This is a genomic window from Clostridium sp. 7_2_43FAA, assembly GCF_000158375.2.
Taxonomy (GTDB): Bacteria; Bacillota; Clostridia; order Clostridiales; family Clostridiaceae; genus Clostridium; species Clostridium tertium.
The window spans coordinates 783141-807673 of record NZ_JH815222.1 but is presented as its reverse complement, the minus strand read 5'-3'; the positions used below and the strand labels follow the sequence as shown (position 1 = coordinate 807673).

Below are 24533 nucleotides of genomic sequence, written 5' to 3'. Positions count from 1 at the left end.
ATCCTAAAGATATACTTTAGTTAATTCTAAAGATTTTCTAAAGAGCTTCTTTAATTTTCTCACTATAATATTTAAAATTCTTAAGGTCTTCTAATGTAACCATTCCAAAGTCATTAATATTTATCTTTATAGTTGTAAATGGTAGTGGAATTATATATTTATCCCACCTACTTTTTAAACTTATCTTTCTTGAGTAATCTAATTTAACTCCAATAAATTTTTTATTAGCTTCTCTTGATAAAGAAAATCCTATTTTTTTAGGAATATGATATGGTCCTAATGGTCCATCTAATGATATTGCAACTGATTCATTTTCTTTTTTACTAACTAACTTAAGATCCCTTAAGAATGATTTCATTTTAATTCCATCTGGCATTCTTAAAGCCTTAACATTATATTTTTTCAGGACGTTTTCTATATAATTTCCTCTCGTATCCGCTGTAACAATTACATTCAAACTAAATTTCTCACTAACTAACTTCTTTATAACTAAATTCATTGAATAACTATCTCCATGCCAAAATCCAATGATACTATTATTAATATCAAAATTTAATTCATTTAAAACTATATCACTTGTTTTAAAAACTAACTCTAGATACACTATAAATAATTTACTTATTATAGTTTCCTTAATTTGCCTTAAGTTCATATTTAAATCCTCTGTTATAATATTCTTTTATTGTATGTGCATAATTATATTCAGCTTTTTTCGCTATATTAGAATTTAGATATTTTAAAGCTTCATTATACGCCCCATATCTAAGTTCATTCATTTTCTCATAGTTATTTACAATATCCTTCACTTTTTCTGACCATTCATCTATATTTTCATCTGTCATATACCCATTTTTATTATTTACTACAACATCAACTACTCCACTTGCTTTAATTGCGACTACTGGAAGTTTTGCTGCCATAGCCTCAAGTAATACAATTCCTTGAGTTTCAGATTTCGATGCAAAAAGGAATAAATCACAAGCCTTATAATAATTTCCTATTTCTTTATTATCAATTTTATTTAAGAATTTTATATTTTCCTCTAAATTCAGTTCTTTAACTCTTTTTATTAAATCTTCTTTTTCTGGTCCTTCTCCTATTATTAAAGTATTAAATGAGTTTCCAATTTTATCTTTCAATAATTTAATTCCATCTATAATAAATTCAATATTTTTTTCCTTACTTAATCTTGATACTGTACAAAAAAGATGACTTTTATCTCCCTTGTATTTTTTTCTTATTTCTTTTACATTTTCATTTGCTTCTTTGAAATAGCTTTCATTTAATCCAGTAGGCATAACTTCAATTCTTGTTTTTGTATTATTATCCATTAAATACTCTTTCATCATATTTGTTGGTGCAAATATTAAATCACATTTATTTGTAAAATATTTTATAAGTCCAGGTACTAGTTTTTCTTTAGTAAAATATAGAACTAAATCTTCAAACTCTCCAAAATAATTTTCTTCGTTTTTCTTTGCATTTTCTTCTAATGCTCTATAAGGTTTTATATAATGTAGATATTGTTCATATCTAGTATGGTAAGTATATGCAACTGGAATATTATATTTTTTACCTAAGTATAAGGCAGTTTGTCCCATAATCATTGGATGATGAACATGTATTATATCTATTTTTAAAGATTTGAACTTTTCTTCTATTTCCTTATCAAACATATTTGGAATCACTATTCCACTTGAAAATTTATAATTAGCTGACTTATATCTTATAACATACTCTTCTTCTACTTGATTTTCATAAGTTGGAGCAAATATATAAACTTCATGTCCGAGTTCTCTAAGCCCATTAGATAATCTTTCTATAGATATAGGTACTCCTCCAACGAATGGTTTATAATTATTTGTTAACATTGCTATTTTCATTTTTATTCCCCCTATAAAAAAGTTAATTTTTGAAATACGGCCTCTCCAAATACATATCCAGCACCTATAAATATAAAGTTCCATATAAATATTCCAAGTGTTGAGCTTACTGTATATTTAACAAAATCTAATTTTAAAACTCCTGCTGGAATTGAAATTAATGTTCTTGCCATTGGTATAAGTTTGCTTATAAATACTCCCATAGAGCCCTTTTCTCTTAATATCTTAAAATTTTTATTGATAGCTACTTCATGCTTAGGAAATTTCTTCAAATACTTTTCTAGTATAAATTCTCCAAAAAATCTACCTAGAAAATATAAAGCCCAACTTCCTAAAAGACCTGCTAAAACAGAAAGTGATATTACTAAAATAATATTTACTCCACCTTTTGAAGCCCATACACCTGCAAGTGGCATTATTATCCCTGCAGGAAAACCAGGTAAATTTAAATATTCTAAAAATACAATTATAAAAACAACTATTATTCCATATTGCGAAAAATATTGATTTAAAACTCCTACATCCATTTGCTATCTCTCCCTTGTTCTTATTTATTTTAGTTTAAGCTTAAAATCTTAATATATTTTTGATATAAATCTAAAGACTTTCTAAATATAACTTTAAAAAAATCTGTGTTCATTAATTTGAATACAGATTTTTTATTTATAATATTTTATCTAATTCTTTACTTACTAACTTGATATTATAGATATTAATTAAATTAACAAATAAATAAATCATTTTTTTGTTGACTATTTGTCTATTTAATGTTATTCTAATTGAGCAGTTGGTACGTAAGTGCTAATTACTTGAGGAGCTTGGGTTGTCTTTCGCCGGATACCAAGCTCCTCTTCATTTTTATAGTTGAAATTATTAAATTTGCCTAATAACATGTTATAAGTAATATAAAATTAAAATTAATTACAAATTACAATAGGAGTTGTATTATTGAAGTATCCCAAAATATTAGACATAAATATCTAACATCTGAGATTCAAATCATCATAACAACTCCTATATTTATATTGATTTTATTAACTGAGTTAATTTTTCTTCTATTTTACTACTATTAATTACTATAATTGCAGATATTAATAGTACTCCTCCCCATCCCCATAAAGGTATTGATATACTTGCCGAACCTAATGCACATGCTATTAAAATTTCCCATGGTCTTGTAAGTATTAGTATAATAAAATATCTTTTAAAACTCATACTGCTAATCCCCACTAGAAAATTTATTATATCATCAGGGAAAAATGGAAGTAATAGCATTAAAAATATTATTATTTCTCCCTTTGGAGAATTTATTATTTCTTCGTATTTTTGTAAAATTTTCGGACTGAGAAACCTTTCTACAAATGTCTTTCCACATATTCTTGATAAGTAAAATATTATTGCAGATCCACTAATTATAGCTAAAGTAGTTATTATAAAAGACCCCCACATTCCAAAGACCATTGCACCTGCCACAGCACTTACATTACTAGGTATAGGCGCAATAATAATGGATGCCAATTGTAATAAGAAAAATATAATGTAAGCACTATTTCCGAACCCTTCAATATAGCCTTTAAAATCTTCTAATGATGACATATATCCTAAAATCCCACTTGATTTAAAATAAATAATTATAGCTATAAGTGATACTATTGATATAATTAAATATATCCATTGTTTTGTCTGTATCTTATTTTTATTCATTAATTCTCTCCTTTTATAAATTAATCTATATAATTTAAATAAGCATCTATAAAAATACTAGTTTTAAATTACTCAGTACCTTTTATCTACTCCATATTTTTTATTAACTTTAGTATAAGTTTAAAATCTTAATATATTTTCATATAAAGCTTAAGATTTCCTAAATATAAAGTGAAAAAAATCTGTACATATAACTTAAATACAGATTTCTTGTTTAATAATATCTTCAATTAATGATATAACTAAATAATTCATTCATTTTTAAATGAATTATAACTTTATATTGATTATTAATATATTAAATGTTATTATTAAGCCATTAATAGATACGTAATATAATTGTGGAGCTTGGATGTCTTTCACCGGATACCAAGCTCTAATTTACTTTATATGACCTCTAAAGAAAGGATTTAATTATGAATTTTAAAGATTTAAAAATAAATACAAAATTAGTTGATGAATTAAAGAAAAATGGTATTACAACACCTACCAAAGTTCAAGTTAATGTTATACCTGAAATAATTAATAAAAATGATGTAATAGGAAAATCAAAAACTGGCTCTGGAAAAACACTAGCCTTTTTATTACCTATACTTCAAATAATAGATAGTAATTCTAAAAGTACTGAAGTGCTAATTTTATCTCCAACTAGAGAATTAGCTATCCAGATAACTGAGGAAGCAAATAAATTTAATATAAATGATATTGGAATTTTAGCTGCTTACGGTGGAAAAGATGTTGGTTCTCAATTAAAAAAACTTAATAAAGGCATCAATTTAATTATTGCAACTCCTGGAAGATTACTTGATCATTTAGAAAGAAAAAGTATAAATTTAAGTAAGCTAAATACTGTTGTTATAGATGAAGCTGATCAAATGCTTTTAATGGGATTTAGAAATGAAATTGAAAAAATAATGTCTTATGCTCCTAAAAAGCTTCAAACTCTTTGCTTTTCTGCAACTATAGATTCTAAAGTAAAAAAACTAGCTTATAGATATATGAATAATCCAACTATCATTGATATTACAGAAAATGAAGAATCTGAAATTCCTAATATTAAACAAGAAGTAGTTAAAACTACAGATAGATGGAAAGTTGATGCTTTAGTTAAGATTCTAGAAGAAGATAATCCTTTTATGTCTATTATCTTTTGTAGAACTAAAAGAAGAGCTGATGAACTAGAAGTAAAACTTGCTGCTAAAGGTATAAAGGCTGCTAAAATACATAGTGATGTTCCTCAAAATAAAAGAGAAAAAATAATGAAATCTTTTAGAGATTGTGAAATTCAATTTTTAATAGCAACTGACGTAGCTTCAAGAGGAATAGATGTTACTGGAGTTACTCATATATATAATTATGATGCACCAGAAAGTGTTGAAAGCTATATTCATAGAATAGGAAGAACAGCTCGTGCTGGAGATAGTGGCTATACATGCCTTATTACTGATCCTAAAAACTACACTATATTAGAGGAAATTGAAAATTACTTACAATATACAATTCCTGAGCGTGAAGTTAACTTTAAGTAAAAAAGTGCTTATATTAAATGTGCTTATTCCATATTTCTTAGCAAATTAACACCAAGTTACAGATATTAAATTAAAAAACTGATAGTTATAGTTTAAAAATAATTTTAAAAATGCATATTTATATATTGTAGCAATTCATATATTATGGTTTAAAATTTATATAAAAATAGACAATAAATATACTATTTTAATAAATAAAAAGTTAATAGAAAAATTTAAAGGACGTCGCGAAACGCGACTCCCTTTAAATTTAATTAGTAATAATTCTTTATATAATTAATCATAGAAAAAAACAATAGATAGATTTGTTTTACCAAAACCTATCTACTGTCTCTTTGTAGTTGTAATTTATAATGATCTTCTACTTTAATTTCCAGATTTCCTTATTGTATTGTTCAATAGTTCTATCTGATGAGAAGAATCCCGCTTTACTAATATTAAATAAAACTTTTCTATTCCAAGTTTCTCTATCTTCATAATCTTTAAATACTATTTCTTTAGTTTTAATATAATCTTCAAGATCTAGTAATGTCATGAACCAATCTTTATTAATTAATTCTTTATGAAGTCTTGTTAAGTTTTCTTTATCTCCAACTGCTATCATTTCATCACTAAGTATAAAATCAACTAATTCCTTTATTGCAGGTTTTTCATAGTATTTCTTAGAAACATAGTCTGCTTTTTTATAGTGTTCAATAACAGTTTCACTTGATTCCCCAAAGATATAAATATTATCATCTCCAACTAATTCATGTATTTCAACATTAGCTCCATCTTCTGTACCTAAAGTTAATGCTCCATTTAACATAAACTTCATATTACCTGTTCCAGAAGCTTCTTTAGATGCTAAAGAGATTTGCTCTGAAACATCACAAGCTGGAATTAATTTAGATGCTTTTGTTACATTATAATTTTCTACCATAACAACTTTTAAATACTTGTTAACTTCAGGATCATTATTTATAATTTCTTGTAGACATAAGATAGTATGGATTATATCTTGAGCTATTATATAAGCTGGTGCTGCCTTAGCTCCAAATATCATTGTTATTGGAGTTTCTGGGATATTTCCATTTTTGATATCTAAATACTTATGAATTATATAAAGAACATTCATTTGTTGTCTCTTATATTCATGAAGTCTCTTAATTTGAATATCAAATATTGAGTTTTCATCTATTTCAACACCTTGAGTTTCTTTTAGATAATTCTTAAGAGCAATTTTATTATTCTTCTTAATTTCTCCTAATTTTTTTAAAACCTCTTTATTATCTATATATTTTAATAAGTTTTCTAGTTTAGTAGCATCCTTTTTATAATCATCTCCAATTAGCTCACTTATATACTTTGCAAGTTCATTATTGCAATGAATTAACCATCTTCTAAATGTTATCCCATTTGTCTTATTATTAAACTTCTCTGGATAAATATTGTAAAATGGTTTTAACTCTTCTTCTTTTAATATCTCAGTATGAAGTGCGGCAACCCCATTTACACTAAATCCATAATGAATATCCATATGAGCCATATGAACTCTATTATCTTTATCTATAATATATACTTTTTCATCATCATACTTAGCTTTTACTTTATTATCTAATTCTCTTATAATTGGCATTAATTGTGGAACAACCTTATCTAAATATTCTATTGGCCACTTTTCTAATGCTTCTGCTAATATTGTATGATTTGTATATGCACAAGTCTTTGTAACTATTTCAATAGCCTCTTCCATTCCTATTCCTCTTTCTCCTAAAAGACGAATTAACTCAGGAATAACCATTGATGGATGTGTATCATTTATTTGAATAACTACATGATCATATAATTTATGCAAATCATATCCATTTTCTTCAGCTTCTAATAAAATTAATTGAGCTGCATTACTTACCATAAAGTATTGTTGATATATTCTTAATAAATGTCCTGCCTTGTCACTATCATCTGGATATAAGAATAAAGTTAAGTTTTTCTTTATTTCTTCCTTATCAAAATTTATACCATCCTTTACTAGTGTTTCATCTATTGTGTCTATGTCAAATAAACGAAGCTTATTGCAAGCCTTATCATAACCTGTAACATCTATATCATAAAGGCTTGATATAACCTTAAATCCTCCAAATAAAACTTCAAATTTTATATCTGATTTATTTAACCAACTTTCACTAGTTATCCATGGATTTTTTACTGCCTTTTGTTTATTATTTTCAAATACTTGCTGGAATAATCCAAAATGATAGTTTAAACCTACTCCGTCCCCATTTAATCCTAAAGTTGCAATTGAATCTAAGAAACATGCAGCTAATCTTCCAAGTCCACCATTACCTAATGATGGTTCTAACTCTATTTCTTCTATTTCAGTTAATTCCTTACCATTATCAGATAATACTTCTTTAACTTCTTCATAAAGTCCCAAATTAATTAGATTATTTGATAATAACTTTCCAATTAGAAATTCAGCTGAAATATAATAAAGTTTTTTATCCCCCTTATTAGTTCCCTTTTTATTAATTGTTCCTTTTGTTAATTCTAATAAAGCTAAATAGATTTCTTCATTGCTTGCTTCTTTTATTGTCTTGTCAAATCTCTTTTCTAGAATTTTTGTTAAGTTTTCTTGTACCATTGTTCTATCCCACCCTTAAATAATTAATTTACTTTTTAATAATATTATTTATATTCCTTTAAATTTCATAGGTTCATTAAACCCTTTACACTTACTATAATATCAACTTTATATATATGAATTTGTAAATTCATTCTTTTATTTGTATATTATTTATATGACTTTATAAGTTTTTTTATTTTCCTAGTTTTTTAACACTAACATAATAAGAAATTGCACTTATTCAATTACTTAATTGGAAGATTATATGACCTTTTATAATTTCCTAGTATAAATTAAAAGGAGATGCCCCAATACATCTCCTTTTAAAACATCTAATTATCTCTTACCCAAGAAATAACATATGCATATTTACTTTTAATAACTGGATTTTCAAATTTAAATTCTCCTTTTATTCCTTTTTCCTTCATATATAAGTCCAGATGACAAAGTGCTATACCTATATCTATTTGGCTCATAGCGGTACTACCATTGTTATATATATGAATATCGTCCTTTACCTTAAGCAATCTCCATGGTTGATTATTCATAGATGATGGTGCTAATCTTACCATCTCAAATACTTCTCCATATTCCTTTGATTCTTCCTTTGAAAGATGAGTATTAAAATTTTCATTGAAGAATAATTCAGAATAATCTTTTCTTATATTTTTATGGTCTTTCATTAATGATGCAAGAAATGATTTTTTTCCTCCTTCATATCCAATTGGTGATACCACTGGTAATATTTCACTACTTTTAAGATTAATAGTTTTTCCAAAATCCCCCTTGCTAAATGTTCCTCCAAGCCAAACTGTACCTAACCCTAGTGAAGTACAATATAAAATCAATTTTTCAAATGTATATCCTAATGCTTCTAATGCAAAATCTTTATTTTCGCATGCAGCTACTAAATAGTAATTTGCTCCTTTTATAACTCCATATGTACCAAGTCTAATTACATCCTTATAAGTTTCCTTTTTAATTAATTGTATTCTTACCTTTATATTAAAAGGATTATCTAATTTACCTATATAATTATCTATTTTATTTATTAATTCCTGAGATAAAGGCCTTTCTTCATAATTTCTAACAGAATATCTAGCTCTTATTATCTCCTCTAAAGGTTTATTGAATGTTAACCCCATATGAAATATCTCCCCCTCTTTTATATCATATTAAATAAACATTATCTATCTCCTTTTAAATAAACTATATAAATTCCCCTTGTAAAGGACCAGTGGGAGAATATTTGCTTTTGTGTAAAAACAATATGTATATCTAATATCTAATAATATAATATTCTAGAATATTGATTCTTCTAATAAACTTAAATTATTGACTATTATTTTCTTTGTACCAACAGCTTTAATAATATTTTCATTTTCTAATAAAGTTAGTTTCCTACTTAATGTTTCTCTTGCTATGCCACAATAATTAGCCATTCCTTCTCTATTTAAAGGAAGATCTATTTCTATCTTTCCATTTACAACTTTACCATATTTCTCTGAAAACTCTAAAAGCATACAACATATTCTTGCTTCTGGATTATTATTAGATAAATTTTTAGAAAGATTTTCTACTTCTATTAATCTCTTATTCATCTCAGAAAGAAGTTTTAAACAAATGGACGGGTTAGAATATAATATATCCTTTAGATCCTCTCTTGAAATAGTACATAATTCAGTGTTTTTTACTGCCACTGCAGATACATTACTTTCCTTAGTATCTCCTAGTATATTGCTTTCTCCAAGGAAATCTCCAACAGTTAGTATATTAATAATTTGCTCCTTTCCAGTTGCAGTACTTTTACTTATTTTTATCATGCCTTCACTTATTATAAATAGCTTTGAAACTTTATCTCCTTCTAAAAACAAGCTTTCTCCTTTTTTTAAGACCATATGCTTTCTTACTGATATTATTCTATCTAATTCCTCTTCAGAAAGTGATTCAAATATAGGTACTTCTTGTGCATATAATCTACTTGCACATTTTTCACAACAACAATCACAATTCAAAATAAAATACCTCCTAACCTAAATCATATAACTTAATTTAATTATACTATAAAATTCACATTTATAATTAAATTATATAATTTACAAGGAGGTATTAATTAATTTATATATTGATTTTAAAAATTCTACTTAATTTTAATTTACATTTAGTTTCTTAAATATAAGATTATTACTTACAATCTTCAGGTGTAAATGTACAATAACCTATATTATCACATTCTTTTTTCATATTAGCCCACTTAGTATCACCTTCTATACTTTCTAATGCTGTAGGATATAATATATAATTTTCCTTAAATATATGATCTTTTAATTCAAAGCAAATAGCATTTGAAAGTCTTTTTAATTCACTTTTATATTCAACAAAATCTAAGTCAGCTACAGACTCACTTAACTTCTTTAGTTCTCTTTTCTTTTTTCTTAAATCTTCATGCTCAAGTCTCATTATTCTAGTTGGTCCTGTTATCCCCCTTGCTTCAAGCTCTGGGAATAATACATCTTCTTCTCTTTTATGATGTGGCTCAGCATCTAATATACTAATAATAAGTTCAGTTACTCTTGTAAATTCTTTTCTATTCTTATCATAACTTTCCATTTCTAGTATTACATTAGTTACTTCTTCTAATTTCTTTAAAAAGCTTAAAATCAATGCATGTTCTTCAACTAGTGTATATAAAATATGTCCCTTAGATATATTGCTTTGTAATTTTTCAAGTTCACCTTGTAAAATCGTCATATGAATTTCACATAAATGCCTTAATTCACTTGGATTCATTCCTTCTTCTACTAAACTTTGCTCTGCCATAGAAAGTTCTAACGGACTTATTGATTTAACAAGTTTTAATCCCTTTTCCTTTAAATCTTCTGTTAATCCTTTTTCATTTAAATTTCTTAAAAGTACTGTTAACTCCTTTATTTTTCCTTCATTAACTGCTCTATTTACACCATTATCTAAAATAAATCTTTTCTTTTCCAAATTAATCACCTCTATATTCTTTAATAAACTTCTATTGATATCTCTTAAATAAAATATTGTTTTCTTTATGAATATGAACAAATAAGTCTTTCTCAAGATCATGCATCTTCATATATAATAATTTGAAGCTTGTACACGCCCATTCTGGAGCACTATAATCATCTGTAATTTGAGCTAATTCTTTTAGTATATCTCCTGCAGCTTCATGTTCTCCTATAAAGCTTTCTATTTCTACTTTTAAAATATCCTTCTTTTCTTTATCATTAGTATTTTCAAATTCAATTATCTTTGGAAATAATATTTTTTCCTCTTTTATTAAATGTTCTTCTAACTCACATTTTAATGCTCCAAAAAGTTTATGAACCCTTGTTAAAACTTCTGGTAAATGATTATAATGAACTTTAAATACCCTAACTAATAATGGATCTATATCTCTTAGTAATTCAAAAGTTTTAGCATGATGAGTATTTACTATATGCTGAATTAATTCTTCTGAATTTCTTTCATTCCAATTTATATATGATGAATTATCAAATATAAATTCTTCAAGTTCTTCATTTATATCTTCAATAAATTTATCTACGTTAATATTTTTTTCTTTTAATGCAATTTCTAAATTTTTATTTCCACCACAGCAATAGTCTAATTGCATATCATTAAATTTTTCAACAACAGCAGGATAAATAATAACACATTCACCTAAACTTAAATTTTTATTTATACTCTTTTCCATATCAATCACTCCAACCTTGTTTTTCTTATCTATGAATAAATTATAAGAAAATTTTTAAAATAAAAATGTGATTCAAATCAAATTTTGAGAAATTATAATCCTACATTAAGAATTGCATATATAAAATCAGTTTAATCTTTAATCATTAAAATAATAAAAACTTTATATCATAACCTTTTCTAAAATTTCAAAGTATAATACGAATCAAAAAAATAAGAAGATATATCATAACTATATCTCCTAAAATATTTATATTATACTAATTGTTGAAGACATGTCTTTAAATCTTCTTCTGGTGTACTAATAGGTTTAAGATCAAATGTATCTACTAGATATTGTAAAACATTTGGTGATATAAATGCAGGTAATGATGGCCCTAAGAACATTCCTTTTATTCCAAGCGATAATAATGCTAATAAATCTGCAACTGCTTTTTGCTCATACCAAGATAAAATTATAGATAATGGTAATGAATTTACATCTGTATCAAAAGCATCTGCTAAACTTGTTGCAATTTTCACAGCGGAGTAAACATCATTACATTGACCTACATCTAAAAGTCTAGGCAATCCATTTACTTCTCCAAATTCTAACTTGTTAAATCTATATTTTCCACAAGCAAGAGTTAAAATAATACAATCCATTGGAACTTGTTCAGCAAACTCTGTATAATAATTTCTTCCTGGTCTTGCTCCATCGCATCCTCCAATTACAAAGAAATGTCTTAGCTTACCTTCCTTAACTGATTCCACTATCTTATCTGCATGACTTAAAGTTGATTTATGAGCAAAACCTACTAATATTTCGTGTTCTTCTTGATCTTCTTCAAATCCACCTAACTCAAGGGCTTTATCAATTATTTCTGAAAAGTCCTTATATCCATTTTCATCTCTTCCTATATGCACTATTCCATCCCATCCAACTACTGAAGTACTATAAATTCTATCTTTATAGCTTTCTCTTGGCTTCATTAGACAATTAGTTGTCATAAGAATACAACCTGGTATATTATCAAATTCCTTTTGTTGATTTTGCCATGCAGATCCAAAGTTTCCTACTAAGTGCTTATATTTTTTTAGTCCATCATAACCATGGGATGGTAACATTTCTCCATGTGTATATATATTTATTCCTTTTCCTTCACTTTGCTCTAATAGCATTTCTAAATCTCTTAAGTCATGCCCTGAAACAACTATAAATGGTCCTTTTTTAATATTTACATTTACTTTGTGAGGTGTTGGATTTTTATATCTAGTTGTATTAGCATCATCTAGAACTCTCATAACTTCTATAGCTATTTCTCCAGTTCTCATTACCCAACGTATTAATTCTTCAACTTCAACATTATCATTTGTCATAATTCCTAATGCTCTAAAATAAAATTGATCAACTTGATCGCTATAAAAATCAATAAATCTAGCTTGATGACCATAAGCAGATATTCCCTTTAACCCATAAAGAATAGTTGATCTTAATGATCTTATATCTGCATCTAATTCCTGATCGTACATAATTCCTGCTTTAACTGCATCCTTTAGCATTTCCTGCTTAGTAGCGCTTAAGTTATATGTAGCAGGATCAGGGTAATCCCCCTTTGGTGCTTTACTTCTTAATGACTCTTTTATTTTTTGTGAATCTTTAAGCATTTGTATATGTACTTCTACATCAAAGTTAACATTAGTTAGTGTTGTAAAAAGTCCATTTTCTACAAACTCAACTATTGTTTTATCTATAAGCTCACCTTTATCAATTAATGGTTTAGCATAACATGATATTCCCTTTAGTTGATAAATCAATAAATCCTGAAGATTTGCAACTTCTGGTGTTTTACCGCAAACCCCCATTTTAGTACACCCCTTGCCCCCCATAGTTTGCTCACATTGATAACAGAACATTGCATTATCCATATTTTATCTCCTTTCTATATAAACCTATTCTTAGTTATATAACCCTATTATCAGTTATATAAACTATTTTTATTCATATATAATACTCTTTTAAAAAGCAAAAAATTCACGATTGCTTTGAACAATCATGAATTTTATATTCTTAATTTTTCTTTATTCCTATTATTTTTTTAAATCCTATGATTGAAATAATGCAATTAACTATAAATATAGCTATGCAAATTACTAAGCTAAGTAAATATACAAAATTTAAATTTTCTTTCATAAAATCAGCTAATGCATTAATTGCAAAATAACTATGAATTGCACCAACTACTAATGGAATGAAATAAAATAATGCAACTTCTCTACTTATAGATTTACTTATATCTTTCTTTGAAGCTCCTATACTTAAAAGTGTTTTATACTTTTGCTTATCTTCATTTGCATCACTATAAATTTTTATATAAATAATACTAGCTTCTGCTAATGCCATTACTAAGAATAAGAATCCTCCAATTGCATAAACAAATTTTACCCATTCTATTGTTTTTAACTCAAATTGCCCATAAAATCCATGAGTGGTTTCTAAATTAAGATTTTTTCCTATTTCATCTATTACATTAATTATATTTTCTTCATTTTCTATTTTAATGCCATAGAAATTTATTTCAGTTGCTGTTTCTTTAAGCTTTTCATATTCATCATTATTAACAACTATAGTAGAATAATTTAATGCTTCACCAAAAACTCTGATTCTAGTACTTTCGCTTACATTAAACTTAACATCATTTAATGTAATATCATTGGTATTAGCTAAAAAGCTCATAAGAGTACCTGGTCTTTCAATGTATATAACATTATTACCTTCTACCATTTCCTCATTAAATTTATCTAAGTCTTTCTCATCACCATTTGCTTTCAATATATTAGATAAATTATCATAAGATACTACTATATATTCATCATTTTGATATTGTGGAACATCTTTTAATGTACTATTAACCTTTAGTACTTTAGTATTTAAGGAATATTTTTCTTCTCCAACTTCTTTTAATTTATCAGCTATTTCTTCTGAATTAAACTCATCTGTAGATGAAAGTGCTAAAGAATATAAAGTAATATTTCTTTGACTATTTTCATATGTTGTCTTCATTGAAAAAGCTGTTCCAAGAACTGTAGTAGTTGTTGCTGTTAGTATAGCTATAGTAGCATAAATAGTATAGTTTTTCTTAAATCTATAAGCTAAATTATTTATAGTTACAATATTTGATCCTTTGTATAATATAGATTTTCTATTAATTAAGAAATTAAACACTATTGGGAAAACAGCTCCAAATAATCCATATGTTCCTATACAAACTAATACTAAAGTCTTAAGAGCATTCATTGCTTCTTCATTTACTAAGTAATATCCATATCCAATTAGAAATAAAGAAATTATTCCAATTACATATATAAGAAAATTAACTTTAGGCATCTTTTCTTGTTTTTTATTTGCATTTAAAAGATCTACAATTTTGCTTCTAACTATACTTATAAATCCTTTTATACTCATAAATAAAAAGATACACATAAAAATTGCTACAGTATAAATTATTGAATTTAAGCTTACATTAAACGTCACATCTATATTAAAGTCTGCAATTTTAAAAACTACTATTTGAAAAAACTTTGATAAGACAACTCCTATAGTTGTTCCAATTATTGATGCACTTACTCCAATTAACATCATTTCAATAAAATATATCTTTCCTATTACTGATGAATCAAGACCCATAAATGCATAAATACCAATTTCCTTTTTTCTATTTCTTAAGAAGATATTTGATGCATACCAAATAAAGAAAAACATAAATATAACTAAAATGACAGTTATAACTTGCAAAATAAGCTTGCTATATTCTTCATTCATATCACCAAGGACTTTCATTGCCTCTCCATCCATCATAATTAAGAAATTACTTAAAATAACCACCGAAAAAATCATTGAGATAAAGAACATAGTATATACTTTTATATTATTTTTGAAATTATTATAAGCTATATTGAATACGCTCATTATTTAGCACCTCCTAAAGATGCTAACATATCAATTATCTTACCATAAAACTCTTTTCTATTATCTCCTTTATTTAATTGACACTTTATTTCTCCATCACTTAATATATAAACTTTATTAGAATAACTTGCAGTAAGAGCATCATGAGTAACCATAACAATAGTAGCATTTTCTTCCTTATTTGCTCTACTTAAAGATTCTAGCAGATCTGATGATGATCTTGAATCTAATGCTCCAGTAGGCTCATCTGCAAAAATTACTTTTGGATCAGTTATTAAGGCTCTAGCTGCTGCCCCTCTTTGCTTTTGTCCTCCAGATAATTCATATGGATACTTCTTTAAATGCTCCTTAAGACCGAATATCTCTGCAATATTAATTACTTTGTTTTCTATATCTTTAGTTTTCTTTTTTCCTAATGCTAATGGCAATGCTATGTTATCCATTAAATTCATATTATCTAACAAATTATAATCCTGAAATATAAAACCTATTTTATCTCTTCTTAAATTAGATAAATCCTTATTCTTAATCTTTGTTATATCTTTTCCATCAAGAATTATTTCACCTTTTGTTGGTTTATCTAAGCTTGAAATTAAATTAAGCAAAGTAGTTTTTCCTGCTCCTGATGGCCCCATTATAGAAATAAAATCACCTTCATTTACAGTAAAATTTATATTATTTAAAACCCTTGTTCTAAACCCTCTAACTCCATACTCCTTAGATACATCTTTTAACTTTAAAATTTCTTTCATAACTAATTCCTCCAAAATTAACTTTAACTTTAATTTTATTTTAATAGTTTTTTAATTTGGATTCCTTCACTTAACCTTACCTTTTTTATTCTAATGTTACATTTTAGTAACCTTTAAATAATCGGAGATTTTATAAAAGTATATATTAAATAAAGTATATTCACCCTTAATTGATTCCACAGAAATTTCATGTTCTAATTTGTTTAATACCTTCTTAGTAAAATAAAGTCCCATGCCAGTAGATTTATATACTTTATTTCTACCATTACTCCCTGTAAAACCTTTATTAAATATCCTTTCTATATCTTCTTTTTCTATGCCAATGCCATTATCCTTAATACATAGTTTTATATATTCTCTATTATCCTCTGCATAAAATTCTATCTTACCATTTTCTTTTGAATATTTAATAGCATTATTAATTAATTGATCTATAACATAAATAATCCATTTCCCATCACTATGAATATTATAGTTTAAATTACTTGTAACAATTTCCACCTTATTTTTTATTAAAAAAAATGAATTGTTTCTTATAGATTTTTTGACTATATCCCCCAAATTTTCTTCCTTAATAAAAATATCCTCTGAAGCTACAGTAGCTCTACTTCCATAAATAACTGAATTAACTAGAAAATTAATTTTTTCTGTTTCATTTTTTATGCTACTTGCTGCATCATAATCCTCTATATCCTCTGAAATTATATTTAATGCTGTTATTGGCAATTTTATTTCATGAACCCATTTAGAAATATATTCTTCCATATCTCTTAATTTTTCTTCATATTCTTTAGTTTTAAAATCATACTTTTTATCTTTATTGTCTATAAGCTTAAAAATAATCTCCTCTTCTAAAGAATTTTCTTTAACATCTTCTAGAGAAATATCATTTTCATTTAAAATAGATTTATATAAATCGTAATATTTCTTTTTCCAATTAAAATAAGCAATGTATATCCATATTAAATATATAGTAATTATAATGAAATCTAAATAAATTAAATCACTAGTTCGACCATTGAATGAATTTATTGAAATTAAATATATGTTTATTACTAGTAATAAAGCTATTGAAAATATAATATTTATATTCTTTTCTTTTATAAATCTCATTAAGCCCATTAAATCATATACCCTATCCCTTTCTTAGTCTTTATAAAATCATTTAATCCTAATTCATCCTTAAGCCTTCCTCTTAGCCTAGTTACATTTACAGTTAATGTATTATCACTTACAAATTCATCATCATTCCATAAGCTCATCATAATTTTATCTCTTGAAACTACTTTCCCTTTATTTTTAATAAGTATTGATAATATTTTCATTTCATTTTTTGTTAACTCAATAATATTATCTTCATATTTAAATGTACATTTTTCCATATCTAATATAGTATCTTTATAATAAATAACAGAATCTGAAAAAGTATAATCATAGCTTCTCCTTAGTAATGCATTGATCTTAGTTATTAAAACTTCTATAGAAAAAGGCTTTGTTATATAATCATCACCACCATTATTTATTCCCATAATTAAATCCATATTTGAATCTCTTGAAGATAAAAATATTATAGGCACCTTAGATATTTCTCTAATTTTTTCGCACCAATAAAACCCATCATAGTATGGTAAATTAACATCCATTATTATTAAACTTGGTTTCTTTTCAGTAAATTCTTTTACTATATCACTAAAATTATCTATAAGCTCTATGCTAAATCCCCATTTCTCTAAAGATAAAGAAAGCTGTTTTGATAAATCTAAATCATCTTCTATTAATAATATTTCTCTCATAATAGCTACCTCTCAGTTATTTTTATGTAAATTATAACATTATGTAAATTTATATGAAACATTATAAAGTATAAAAAAGCTATAACTAATATTATATAGTTATAGCCTTAATTTTATTAAAAAGTACTTTGGTTACGCTAGCCAAAGCTATGACGCCCTCTATACTAATAATCTTATATTTAATTTCTAATTAACTTAACTTCTTTATTTATTAACCTTAATGATTGTTCTTTTATTCCTTCTAATGAATAATTGCAATTTTTTTCTTGTATCAATATTTTCGTTTTTATGCTGAATTCTCTATTATACATATCAATTATCCTACTTTTGATATAATACTTAAAATTACTTCCACCTAAAACAACTACACTAGGGTTAATTATTGCTGATATTGTTTTAATAGTATTTATAATTACTTGAATATACTCATCATCATCTAAATTGCTAATCATCATTGCATTTAGAAAAGTATTTCCAACAGGAATGAATCCAATTTCTCCAGCATATCCATTATCACCTTTTAAAACATTTCCATTTAGTACTATTCCAGCCCCTACCCCTAATGAAGTAAAGCTTACATATACAAGACTAATAGGATCACATTTATTTTTTTCTATATAATCATTATAAAATGCTAAAGAAGCAGAATTTATATCATTCTCTAATAGTATCGGAACATCAAATCTTTCTTTAAGATATTTTCTTATTTTTATTTCTTTCCAATCTTCCATTCTAATTCCAGATAAATATCCATCATCAGTCACAACTCCAGGAACGCTAATACCAATGCCTTCTATATTGTTATAAACTCTATATAAGGCTTCTATTGTATTTATTATAATTTCAATATCTTCTAAACTTCCTATTATTTTAGTATTTTCTTCTAAAACTTCTCCTAAAGTGTTTACAATTCTATAAATTATTTTCTCTTCTTCTATTGATATTGCTATTAAATATCTTTTATTAGGATTTATCTTATATCTTTCAGCTCGTCTTCCACCACTAGATTCATCTAATCCTACAGATATTATTTCATTTATTTCCATTAACTCATTTAAAATAACTCTTACTGTTGTATGACTTAACCCTGTATCCCTAGTAATTTCAGCTCTTGTTGCATTACCTCTAGCCCTTATTGAGTTCATTATTAATGAAGTATTCACATTTTTAAGTTCTGTTGGTTTTCCTGCAATTTTTTTCATTATAAGAAATTTAGCTCCTTTAAAATATCACTAGGATTTTTAAAGTTATAATCAGCATCTATTCCATCTAAGTCATCAGCACCCCACATAGCTATACCAAAATCCATCCCTGCAGCCTTAGTTGCTTTAAAATCAAATATTGTATCTCCAATATACATACAATCCTTTGGACTTATATTTAATATTTCACTTACTTTTAATAAAGGATCAGGATATGGTTTATGTCTTTTTGTATCATCTGCTAAAACTTCACACTGAATATATTTTTTTAATCCAGTAGGTCCAAAATCTATTTCATATTGATCTTTCATTTTAGAACTTGCTATAGCACATATGATTCCTTTTGAATTTAGTGTTTTCATAACTTCATCAAAGCCCTCATATAATACAGCACCTTCTTCAAAATCATTTACATACTGTACCCACTTCTTATAAGATTTATCTATATCCTTAAAACCAAGATCTTCTAAAGTTCTCTTTCCTGCATATGCTTTATATTTAAGCAAATCTTCATAAGAAATGACTTCACCTAGCTCTTCTTTTATTAACCTTTGAAGTGGAATTAAATTCATTCTCTCTGTATTTAAAATTGTTCCATCTAAATCAAAAATAATACATTTATACTCTCTCATATTTATAACCATACCCCTATACTATACTTTTGAAAGTTTCTTTCAAAAGTATAGTAACATATTTCTATAAATTAATCAATAAAATTAACTTATATAAAATAAACCAAGCCACAATAAAATGACTTGGTTTAAACTTGTATATAAATATATTATAATAATTCACCATATCTCTTTATAAATGCCTTTTTTAATATAGTTGCTAATATCATATAAAGTATTATTATTACTATTAAACAAGGAAAATAAATTGCCGGCATAGCAACCATATCCAAAGCCTTTCCAAAAGCTGTATAAGGAATTATAGTTCCCACTGCTATTCCTAATGTTGTTAGAGTTGTAAGTTGCCATGATGCTCTACTTTGAATAAATGGAATGTCTGGTGTTCTAATCATATGAATTACAAGAGTTTGAGACCATAATGATTCAACAAACCATCCTGCATGGAATAATCCCATAAATCCTAATTGTTGCACTTCATTTAATGTATAATATTGTCCTCCAAATACTAATGGACAAATAAAGAAATACATTAAAATATAAGTTGCTATATCAAAAACTGAACTTGTTGGACCAATCCAAAACATAAATTTACTTATTGAACTTGCATCCCATTTACGAGGTAATTTTAGATAATCTTCATCAACGTTATCCCAAGGAATAGTTATACAAGAAATATCATAAATTAAATTTAATATTAGTAATTGTATTGGTAACATAGGCAAGAATGGTAAGAATATACTTGCTACTAATACAGAAAACATATTTCCAAAGTTTGAACTTGCTGTCATCTTTATATATTTAATAATATTAGCATATATCTTTCTACCTTCTACTACTCCATCTTCTAATACCATTAAATCTTTTTCTAATAAAATTATATTCGCTGATTCTTTTGCTATATCAACTGCTGTATCAACTGAAATTCCAACATCAGATTCTGTCATAGCTGCTGCATCATTTATTCCATCTCCCATAAAGCCAACAGTATGTCCATTATTTCTTAAAGCAGAAACAACTCTTGTCTTTTGATTAGGAGAAAGTTTAGCAAATACATTTGTTTCTTCCACTACTTCACTTAATAATTCATCATCCATTTCTTCAATATCTGATCCAAGTAATAAATTATTTACCTTTATTCCAACTTGCTTACAAACAGAAGATGTTACTGCATCATTATCTCCAGTAAGAATTTTAACATTAACTCCAAAGTCTTCAAGAGCTCTTATTGCATTAGCCGTACTTTTTTTTGGTGGATCTAAAAATGCTAGATATCCTATTAATACCATATCTGATTCATCTTTTACTGAAAGCTCCCCTACCCTTGATGGATTGTTCTTTTGAGCAATTCCTAATATACGCATTCCTTGACTATTGTAACTAGAAACAGTATCTAAAATTTCTTTTTTAATTTCTTCTGTAATAGTTTCAATTTTCCCCTTATATTCTACATGAGAGCAAACTGATAGCATTTCTTCAATAGCACCTTTAGTTATTAATTGAGTTTTTCCAGCTTTATCTTCAACTACTACACTCATACGACGACGGCTAAAATCAAATGGTATTTCATCTACTTTTTTATAATCATGCCATAATTCAATCATATCTTTTTCATTTGCATGATTTACTATAGCTATATCCATTAAATTCTTTAGTCCTGTTTGGTGATAGCTATTTAGAAAGGCATGACGTAACACTCTGTTATCTTCTTTTCCATGAATATCAAGAGAATACTCTAAAACTACCTCATCTTGAGTAAGTGTACCTGTTTTATCTGTACAAAGAACATCCATTGCCCCCAAATTTTGTATAGCATTTAAATCTTTTACTATTACTTTCTTTTTTGACATAGAAACTGCACCTTTTGCAAGGTTTGCTGAAACTATCATAGGTAACATTTCTGGGGTAAGACCTACAGCTACTGAAAGAGCAAATAAAAATGCCTCCATCCAATTGCCCTTAGTAAATCCATTCATAAATAGTACAAATGGAACCATTACTAACATAAATCTAATTAATACCCATGATACTGAATTCACACCTTTTTCAAAACTTGTAGTTACTTTTTTTCCTACTAATTGTTTTGCCATTGAACCAAATATTGTATCATCACCAACATTAATTACTATTGCTATTGCTGATCCACTAATAACATTACTTCCCATAAAAGCTAAGTTATTTAATTCTATAGGATTTTTACTATCACCAATAATAATTGTGTCTACTTTTTCAATTGGCTCACTTTCACCAGTCAAAGATGATTGACTAACAAATAAATCTTTTGCCTTTAGTATTCTAACATCTGCTGGAATCATATCTCCAGCTGCAAGATGAATTATATCTCCAACTACAATTTCATTAATAGGAATTTCTTTTGCTCCTACACCTTTACGCTCCACACTTATAGTTGTTTTAACCATTTCGCTAAGCTTTTCAGCCGCCTTATTTGACTTTGTTTCTTGAACGAAACGAAGAATACCACTTACTAAGACCATTGAAGTCACTATAATAACTGATGTTGCATCTTTCTCACTTGGACCAACAATTACTATATCTGTAATGAATGATATAATCGCTAAAGCTAATAAAATTATAGTAAATGGATTAATAAATGCTTCTACTAGTCTTTTTAATAAAGAATCTCCTTTTTGATGAGTAATTTCATTTTTTCCATATTCCTCTCTCATCAATTCAACTTTACTTTCCTCATAACCACTATAGCTTGTGTTATACTTCTTTAAAATACCCATTTCATCTTGTTTTGAAGAAAAAATTAGTCTATTAACTCCTGAATTTACCTTTACCTCATCTGTAATTACTTTTCTAAATATCTTCTTTTTCATCGTCCTATCCTCCTAAAAAATTTAAAATATTTTTAGAGGTAAGACATAGATCCAAAAAGAAATATTATCTTTCAATTATTCAATTTTAAATTGTAAGAGGAATGAATGATGTATAAGCCACTGCATCATAGCTCCTCAAATTAATTAAATTTATATTTTTCCCTAGTGGATCTATGCACTTACTACTCTCTTCATCCATTCCTCTCACCTCCTAAAATTCAAATTATCTATATAAACATAAAAATGGATTAAAGCAACAAAAAAACCCTTACCAAAATAACTTAATGGTAAGGGAAATAAACTTACAAGCTTAATACAATCATAATAAAAGACTGCACAAAAAAACATAAAACAGAAAACTGCTTCATCATCGTACAAGCTTCAGCTTCACAAGGCGATGAAATTGCATTAGTCTATGCCTTGGCTTCGACATAGACTGCTAACCTTCTCATAGTGTCTCCACTATTTTGCGGCAGCAACCCTTATCCTTGTGGTAACCTCACCTACCGAAATATTAAATTGTTAATTCTCTTATATCATATGTAATAATTAAAAAATTGTCAACACTTTTCATAAAATTCATATTTATTTTTCACCTTTATATACTCTTACATAATTTTAAATCCTATCTATTTATATACTATATTAATACTATTTCATCATATTATTAATATAAATTTAACCTTTTTTCTACTAATATTCGTTGTAAAATTATTGTTATATTTATTTAGAAATGTTAAAATAACGCTTAATAACTCTTTCATTAATAAATTAAGGAGATAGCTATGAATAAGAAAAAAACAGCATTAATTTCAACTAGTATATTAGGTGCTTTATCTATAGGCGCTTTAGGATTTGTAGGTAATTTCTTTTATAATTTGGCCCTTAATCCAACAGTATCCAAGGATGCTATATTTGGCACTCCAGAAGAAGCAAAGTCAACTAGTGGAGAAGTTGTTGACGAAAATGTAGATTGGCTGATTAATAAATCCAACTTTTCTAATGAATATATAACCTCCTTCGATAATCTAAAACTTCATGGTTACAAAATACTAAACGAAATTCCTACTAACAAATGGGTTATATCTGTTCATGGATATACAAGTCAGGGATTAGACATGAGTGGTTATGCTAGAAATTTCTATGAAATGGGATATAATATTTTAATTCCCGATCTAAGAGCTCATGGTAAAAGTGAAGGCGATTATATTGGAATGGGTTGGGATGATAGATTAGATATTATTGAATGGATAAATTTAATTCTTAAGTTTGATGCAACTTCAGAAATAGTTCTTCATGGAGTATCAATGGGAGCAGCCACAGTTTCTATGACTTCTGGCGAAAAACTTCCAAACAACGTAAAAGCTATTATAGCAGACTGTGGATATACATCTGTTTGGGAACAATTTTCACATCAACTCGATGTTCTATATTCATTACCTAGTTTTCCAGTTATGAATGCTTCATCAGTAGTAACAAAAATCAAAGCTGGTTATACTTTAAAAGAAGCTTCTACACTAAAACAAGTAGCAAAATCTAAAACTCCAATATTATTCATTCACGGAGATGAAGATGATTTCGTTCCTTACTCAATGATGGATGAACTTTATAATGCCACAAGTTCAGAAAAGGAAAAATTAACCATAAAAGATGCCGGACATGCTAAAGCATCTAAAGTAAATCCTGAACTTTACTGGTCCACAATTAATATATTTATAAATAAATATATTAATTAAAAGTGAAAAATTAAAAAGTGAAAAAGTTAAGGATCTTTTCCTAAACTCTTTCACTTTTCCATTATTAATTTAACTTAGAAGTATAAATTGGCAAAGATAAATAGACGGTTGAATAAGCATATAGCCAGCAATTAGAGATACTTGGTGAAGGAAAAACTACTAGGCCTTAATGTTGCTTAATTGTT

Annotated in this window: 20 protein-coding genes and 1 riboswitch; of the genes, 2 read left to right on the top strand and 18 right to left on the bottom strand. The window is 26.7% G+C overall.

Annotated features, from left to right (window positions below):
* Positions 1–37: 37 nt before the first annotated feature.
* From CSBG_RS05365 to CSBG_RS05350, 5 genes are all read right to left on the bottom strand, one after another.
* Positions 38–652, bottom strand: coding sequence for a hypothetical protein (locus tag CSBG_RS05365; RefSeq protein ID WP_008677728.1), 615 nt, complete (start codon positions 650–652; stop codon positions 38–40).
* Positions 633–1883, bottom strand: a complete 1251-nt coding sequence (locus CSBG_RS05360) for a glycosyltransferase (RefSeq protein WP_008677727.1) — start codon at positions 1881–1883, stop codon at positions 633–635. Before CSBG_RS05360 ends, CSBG_RS05365 begins: the two co-directional genes overlap by 20 nt.
* An 11-nt stretch (positions 1884–1894) precedes the next feature.
* Positions 1895–2410 (bottom strand): DedA family protein, encoded by a 516-nt coding sequence (locus CSBG_RS05355; RefSeq protein WP_008677726.1) that lies wholly within the window; start codon positions 2408–2410, stop codon positions 1895–1897.
* Between the two features lie 243 nt (positions 2411–2653).
* Positions 2654–2776 (bottom strand): hypothetical protein, encoded by a 123-nt coding sequence (locus CSBG_RS18910; protein WP_268875695.1) that lies wholly within the window; start codon positions 2774–2776, stop codon positions 2654–2656.
* Positions 2777–2903: 127 nt separating this feature from the next.
* Positions 2904–3587: a VTT domain-containing protein gene (locus CSBG_RS05350; protein ID WP_008677725.1), complete on the bottom strand. Its 684-nt coding sequence runs from the start codon at positions 3585–3587 to the stop codon at positions 2904–2906.
* A gap of 416 nt (positions 3588–4003) precedes the next feature.
* Between CSBG_RS05350 and CSBG_RS05345 the strand changes: the two genes are divergently transcribed.
* Entirely contained in the window at positions 4004–5116 is a 1113-nt protein-coding gene (locus CSBG_RS05345; protein WP_008677724.1) for a DEAD/DEAH box helicase, read from the top strand.
* A gap of 361 nt (positions 5117–5477) precedes the next feature.
* Here CSBG_RS05345 and CSBG_RS05340 read toward each other — a convergent pair whose 3' ends face one another.
* From CSBG_RS05340 to mgtA, 13 genes are all read right to left on the bottom strand, one after another.
* Positions 5478–7739: a glycogen/starch/alpha-glucan phosphorylase gene (locus tag CSBG_RS05340; protein WP_008677723.1), complete on the bottom strand. Its 2262-nt coding sequence runs from the start codon at positions 7737–7739 to the stop codon at positions 5478–5480.
* Between the two features lie 314 nt (positions 7740–8053).
* Positions 8054–8866, bottom strand: a complete 813-nt coding sequence (locus tag CSBG_RS05335) for a nitroreductase family protein (RefSeq protein WP_008677720.1) — start codon at positions 8864–8866, stop codon at positions 8054–8056.
* Positions 8867–9022: 156 nt separating this feature from the next.
* On the bottom strand, positions 9023–9736 hold the full coding sequence (locus CSBG_RS05330) for a Crp/Fnr family transcriptional regulator (protein WP_008677718.1): 714 nt from the start codon (positions 9734–9736) through the stop codon (positions 9023–9025).
* Positions 9737–9905: 169 nt separating this feature from the next.
* Positions 9906–10712, bottom strand: a complete 807-nt coding sequence (locus CSBG_RS05325) for a DUF438 domain-containing protein (RefSeq protein ID WP_008677716.1) — start codon at positions 10710–10712, stop codon at positions 9906–9908.
* 31 nt (positions 10713–10743) lie between these two features.
* Positions 10744–11445, bottom strand: coding sequence for an iron-sulfur cluster repair di-iron protein (ric, locus tag CSBG_RS05320; protein WP_008677714.1), 702 nt, complete (start codon positions 11443–11445; stop codon positions 10744–10746).
* A gap of 254 nt (positions 11446–11699) precedes the next feature.
* Entirely contained in the window at positions 11700–13352 is a 1653-nt protein-coding gene (hcp, locus tag CSBG_RS05315; protein WP_008677713.1) for a hydroxylamine reductase, read from the bottom strand.
* A gap of 142 nt (positions 13353–13494) precedes the next feature.
* A complete protein-coding gene (locus CSBG_RS05310) occupies positions 13495–15393 on the bottom strand; it encodes an FtsX-like permease family protein (RefSeq protein ID WP_008677711.1) in 1899 nt (632 codons plus the stop codon).
* Positions 15393–16145 carry an ABC transporter ATP-binding protein gene (locus tag CSBG_RS05305; RefSeq protein ID WP_008677709.1) on the bottom strand — a complete coding sequence of 251 codons (753 nt, stop codon included), beginning with the start codon at positions 16143–16145 and terminating at the stop codon, positions 15393–15395. The genes CSBG_RS05310 and CSBG_RS05305 overlap by 1 nt, the downstream gene beginning before the upstream one ends.
* 96 nt (positions 16146–16241) lie before the next feature.
* Complete coding sequence (locus CSBG_RS05300) at positions 16242–17258, bottom strand: ATP-binding protein (RefSeq protein ID WP_242825266.1); 1017 nt, start codon at positions 17256–17258, stop codon at positions 16242–16244.
* Between the two features lie 8 nt (positions 17259–17266).
* Positions 17267–17938, bottom strand: a complete 672-nt coding sequence (locus tag CSBG_RS05295; protein WP_008677705.1) for a response regulator transcription factor — start codon at positions 17936–17938, stop codon at positions 17267–17269.
* Between the two features lie 179 nt (positions 17939–18117).
* Positions 18118–19140 carry an ROK family protein gene (locus CSBG_RS05290; RefSeq protein WP_008677704.1) on the bottom strand — a complete coding sequence of 341 codons (1023 nt, stop codon included), beginning with the start codon at positions 19138–19140 and terminating at the stop codon, positions 18118–18120.
* Positions 19140–19772, bottom strand: a complete 633-nt coding sequence (locus CSBG_RS05285) for an HAD-IA family hydrolase (protein WP_035285069.1) — start codon at positions 19770–19772, stop codon at positions 19140–19142. Before CSBG_RS05285 ends, CSBG_RS05290 begins: the two co-directional genes overlap by 1 nt.
* 149 nt (positions 19773–19921) lie before the next feature.
* Positions 19922–22612: a magnesium-translocating P-type ATPase gene (gene mgtA / locus CSBG_RS05280; RefSeq protein ID WP_008677700.1), complete on the bottom strand. Its 2691-nt coding sequence runs from the start codon at positions 22610–22612 to the stop codon at positions 19922–19924.
* Positions 22613–22971: 359 nt separating this feature from the next.
* Positions 22972–23130, bottom strand: a riboswitch (M-box (ykoK) riboswitch).
* Positions 23131–23397: 267 nt separating this feature from the next.
* On the opposite strand from mgtA, the gene CSBG_RS05275 reads away from it, so the two are divergent.
* The gene (locus tag CSBG_RS05275; RefSeq protein WP_008677698.1) at positions 23398–24348 is read left to right on the top strand and encodes an alpha/beta hydrolase; all 951 of its coding nucleotides are present in this window, start codon (positions 23398–23400) and stop codon (positions 24346–24348) included.
* Positions 24349–24533 lie beyond the last annotated feature (185 nt).